At 73.4% G+C, this 3835-nt stretch carries 5 protein-coding genes; all 5 read left to right on the forward strand.

Annotated features, from left to right (window positions below; translation table 11 throughout):
* Window positions 1–126: 126 nt before the first annotated feature.
* On the forward strand, window positions 127–297 hold the full coding sequence (locus tag IH13_RS45540) for a hypothetical protein (protein WP_199814679.1): 171 nt from the start codon (window positions 127–129) through the stop codon (window positions 295–297).
* 173 nt (window positions 298–470) lie between these two features.
* Window positions 471–1859 carry a uracil-xanthine permease family protein gene (locus tag IH13_RS0115205; protein ID WP_031084723.1) on the forward strand — a complete coding sequence of 463 codons (1389 nt, stop codon included), beginning with the start codon at window positions 471–473 and terminating at the stop codon, window positions 1857–1859.
* A 116-nt stretch (window positions 1860–1975) separates the two neighbouring features.
* The gene (locus IH13_RS0115210) at window positions 1976–2416 is read left to right on the forward strand and encodes a hypothetical protein (RefSeq protein ID WP_051835850.1); all 441 of its coding nucleotides are present in this window, start codon (window positions 1976–1978) and stop codon (window positions 2414–2416) included.
* 172 nt (window positions 2417–2588) lie between these two features.
* Window positions 2589–3437 carry a metallophosphoesterase family protein gene (locus IH13_RS0115215; RefSeq protein ID WP_031084726.1) on the forward strand — a complete coding sequence of 283 codons (849 nt, stop codon included), beginning with the start codon at window positions 2589–2591 and terminating at the stop codon, window positions 3435–3437.
* Window positions 3434–3835 (forward strand): 4'-phosphopantetheinyl transferase family protein (locus IH13_RS0115220; RefSeq protein ID WP_031084728.1); only part of this gene is annotated, 402 nt, incomplete at its 3' end. The genes IH13_RS0115215 and IH13_RS0115220, both read left to right, overlap by 4 nt.

Below are 3835 nucleotides of genomic sequence, written 5' to 3' on the forward strand. Positions count from 1 at the left end.
AGATGTGTATAAGAGACAGTTACAGGGCCGCGCGCGGGGTGGCGGCGGTGCGGCACTACCATGGCTCTGTTCTTTTCCGCGGTGGCCCCTGAGCGGACACGCCGCACACCCACACAGGGAGCGACCATGGGCGGCTTCGGCGTGCGCCGGACCTTGCGCGGCGGCGGGGCGGCCTCCCCGTCCGCGGCGGTGGTGCGCTCCACCGGGCGCCCGCCCCGGTCCCGTACCTCCGGTCCGGGCGCCCGGCGCGTGGGCGCCGCCTCCGGCGCGTCCTCCGTGGTGCCGCCGCACCCGTGACGGGCGCGGCCGGCCGGTGTTCCGCCGTGGGGCACGGATGCGCCGGGCGGGTGCTCCCCCCGGGGCGGCCCCTGGCGTCATCCGTGTGAACCGGCCCTTCCGCCAATGATCGGAGCTGCCCGGCCTCGTCGGCCGGCGCCCGGCACCACCAGCGACACTCAAGGAGCAAGACCATGGCGGCCTTCGGCTGGAAGCTGCACGGCGACGGCAAGAGCCTCGCGCCGGGCGAGGTCGTGAAGCCCGACGAACGCCTCACCTGGGGGCGTACCACCGGCCTGGGCGCCCAGCACGTGGTCTCCATGATCGGGGCCTGTTTCGTCGCCCCCGTCCTGATGGGGCTGGACCCCAATCTCGCCGTCATGGCCTCGGGTGTGGCCACCATCCTCTTCCTGCTCCTCACCCGTGGCCGCATCCCCAGCTATCTCGGCAGCAGCCTCTCCTTCATCGGTGTGGCCGCGGTCATCAAGACGCAGGGCGGCGACGCGGCGACCCTCACCGGTGCGCTGCTGGTCGTCGGCGCGGTCCTCTTCCTGTGCGGGGCCGTCGTACGCGCGCTGGGCGCCCGCGTCATCCACACGGTCCTGCCGCCGGTGGTCACCGGTGCGGTGGTCATGCTCATCGGGTTCAACCTGGCCCCCGTCACCGCCGGCACCTACTGGCCCCAGGACCAGTGGACCGCGCTGCTCACCATGCTCTTCACGGGGTTCGCCCTCGTCGTCCTGCGCGGTTTCTGGTCCCGTATCGCGATCTTCCTCGGCCTGGCCTTCGGCTACCTGGTCTCCTGGCTCTTCGACCGCGTCTTCGGGAAGATCCACTCCCCCGCGGGCGGCACCGAGCAGGTCGACCACTGGCGGCTGGACCTCTCGGGCGTGGCCCACGCCGACTGGATCGGCCTACCCACCTTCCACGCCCCCGGCTTCTCCCTCTCCGCCGTCCTGGTCGCCCTGCCGGTCGTCATCGCGCTCATCGCCGAGAACGCCGGACACGTCAAGGCCGTGGGCGAGATGACCGGCGACCCGCTGGACGACAAGCTCGGTACGGCGATCATGGCCGACGGCGCCGCCACGATGCTGTCCACCTCGGCCGGCGGTCCCGCCACGACGACGTACGCCGAGAACATCGGCGTCATGGCCGCCACCCGCGTCTACTCGACCGCCGCCTACTGGTGCGCCGCCGGGTTCGCGATCCTCTTCGGGCTCTGCCCCAAGTTCGGCGCCGTCGTGGCGGCCATCCCCGGCGGCGTGCTCGGCGGGATCACCGTCATCCTCTACGGCATGATCGGCCTGCTGGGCGCCCAGATCTGGGTCCGTGCCCGCGTGGACCTGTCCAACCCGCTGCACCTCGTGCCCGTGGCGGCGGGCCTCATCGTCGGGATCGGCGACGTCAGCCTGTCGCTCACCGACAACTTCCGGCTGAGCGGCATCGCGCTGGGAACGCTGATCGTCGTGATCGGCTACCACGCCCTGCGGTTCCTGGCCCCGGCCCACATGAAGCACGAGCCCGCGCTGACCGCCTCAAACGACCCGGGGTACGACCGGGGCGGCCGGCCCGAAGGCCCCTGACCCGGTCCGCCCGGCCGGGGTGGGTCCAGCTCCACCCGTCCGTGTGCCCAGGCCCGTACCGCGCGTCCCGTGTGCTCCGTGGCGTCGGCGTCATGACGACACGGAGGGGGAAGGCCATGGCAAGGACCACCGGGGGCACGGTCGTGGAAGCGCGGCTCGGCGCCGCGGACGTCCAGGAGGCCGTGGACGGACTGAGGAAGAGCGTCGCGCTCCACGGCATGGTGAGCGCCGTCGTCCTCGCCACGCTCGCCGTGCTCGCGATCGGCGGCGAGCCGGCGACCTCGCCCATGTGGGTGCGGTCGGCCGTCCTGCTCGCGGTCTCCGTGTTCGTCCACCGGACGGCCGTCGAGGTCTCCCGGGGCTCGCGACAGGCGTACGAACGCCTGAGCACCCTCGCCGTCGTCCTGCCGGTCGCGATCGTCGGCGTCGACCTGATCCCCGGCCTCCGCCCGGCGTGGTTCGCCGTGATGCAGGGTGTGTCCGCCTTGGCCCTCGTCCTCGCCGCGCGCGTCGCGCGGGGGGCCGCGCTGCGCGCCGTCTGTCCCGGGGCCGCCTGAGGGCCCGCCGGGGCCGGGCGGTCGTGGTGCCGGGGCGGGCCGGTGGAACCGTCCCTTCCGGGGCCGGGCCGCGGCGGTGGCCGCGGGCCGCCCCTGAACGCCCTTGCCCAGGCGGGCCGAGGTGTGTTCTCGTGGTGACGGTCAGGAGTGTGCGGGGGACGGGGGACATCGGGTGGCCGACGGTACGGGGCAGTTGCTGGCCATCAGCGACCTGCACATCAGCCATGCCGAGAACCGCGCCCTGGTCGAGCGGATGGAGCCCGGTTCCGACGACGACTGGCTGATCGTCGCCGGGGACGTCGCCGAGACCGTGGCGGACGTCCGCTGGGCCCTCAAGACGCTGGCGAGCCGCTTCCGCAAGGTCGTCTGGGCCCCCGGCAACCACGAGTTGTGGACCCACCCCCGGGACGCCGTCACCCTCCGGGGCGCCGCCCGCTACGCGCACCTGGTCGAGATGTGCCGCGACCTGGGCGTGACCACCCCGGAGGACCCCTACCCGGTCTGGGACGGACCGGGCGGACCGGTGACCGTGGCACCGCTGTTCCTGCTGTACGACTACAGCTTCCTGCCGGCCGGCTGCGCCACCAAGGACGAGGGGCTGGCCTACGCCCACAAGACCGGTGTCGTCTGCACCGACGAGTACCTGCTGCACCCCGACCCCTATCCGAGCCGCGAGGCCTGGTGCCGGGACCGGGTGGCCGCGACCGAGGAGCGGCTCGCCGCGCTCCCCGACGGCATGCCCACGGTCCTCGTCAACCACTACCCTCTGGACCGCCATCCCACGGAGGTCCTCTGGTATCCCGAGTTCGCCATGTGGTGCGGCACCCGGCTGACCGCCGACTGGCACCGCCGGTTCCGGGTGGCCGCCATGGTCTACGGCCACCTCCACATCCCGCGCACGACCTGGCACGAGGGCGTCCGCTTCGAAGAGGTGTCGGTGGGCTACCCCCGCGAGTGGCACAAGCGCCCGGGGACGCCCGGCCCGCGCCCCGTCCTGGCCCCGGAAGGATCCGCACGGTGATCGAGGAACTCCTCCCGGACTCGGTGGTCGCCGTGGAGACCTACGGTGACGACCAGTCAGATCAGGCGCCGCTCTACCCGGAGGAGCAGGCGGTGGTGGCCCGGGCGGTGGACAAGCGCCGGCGTGAGTTCACCGCCGTGCGGGCCTGCGCACGCCGCGCCATGGAGAAGCTCGGCGTGCCGCCCCAGCCCGTCCTGCCCGGTGAGCGCGGCGCGCCGCGCTGGCCGCAGGGCCTGCTCGGCAGCATGACGCACTGCGAGGGGTACCGTGCCGCCGCCCTGGTCCGCGCCACCGACCTGGCCTCGCTCGGTGTCGACGCCGAACCGCACGGTCCGCTCCCGGACGGCGTCCTGCGCAGCATCGCGCTCCCCGCCGAGCAGGAACGGCTGGAGCTGCTC

The organism is Streptomyces sp. NRRL WC-3549 (assembly GCF_000721935.1).
In the GTDB taxonomy this organism is placed as follows: domain Bacteria; phylum Actinomycetota; class Actinomycetes; order Streptomycetales; family Streptomycetaceae; genus Streptomyces.

Bases quoted from the DNA above. Each gene is read 5' to 3' on its own strand.
- IH13_RS0115210 (WP_051835850.1), top strand. From the start codon at position 1,976: ATGGCAAGGACCACCGGGGGCACGGTCGTGGAAGCGCGGCTCGGCGCC.
- IH13_RS45540 (WP_199814679.1), top strand. From the start codon at position 127: ATGGGCGGCTTCGGCGTGCGCCGGACCTTGCGCGGCGGCGGGGCGGCC.
- IH13_RS0115205 (WP_031084723.1), top strand. From the start codon at position 471: ATGGCGGCCTTCGGCTGGAAGCTGCACGGCGACGGCAAGAGCCTCGCG.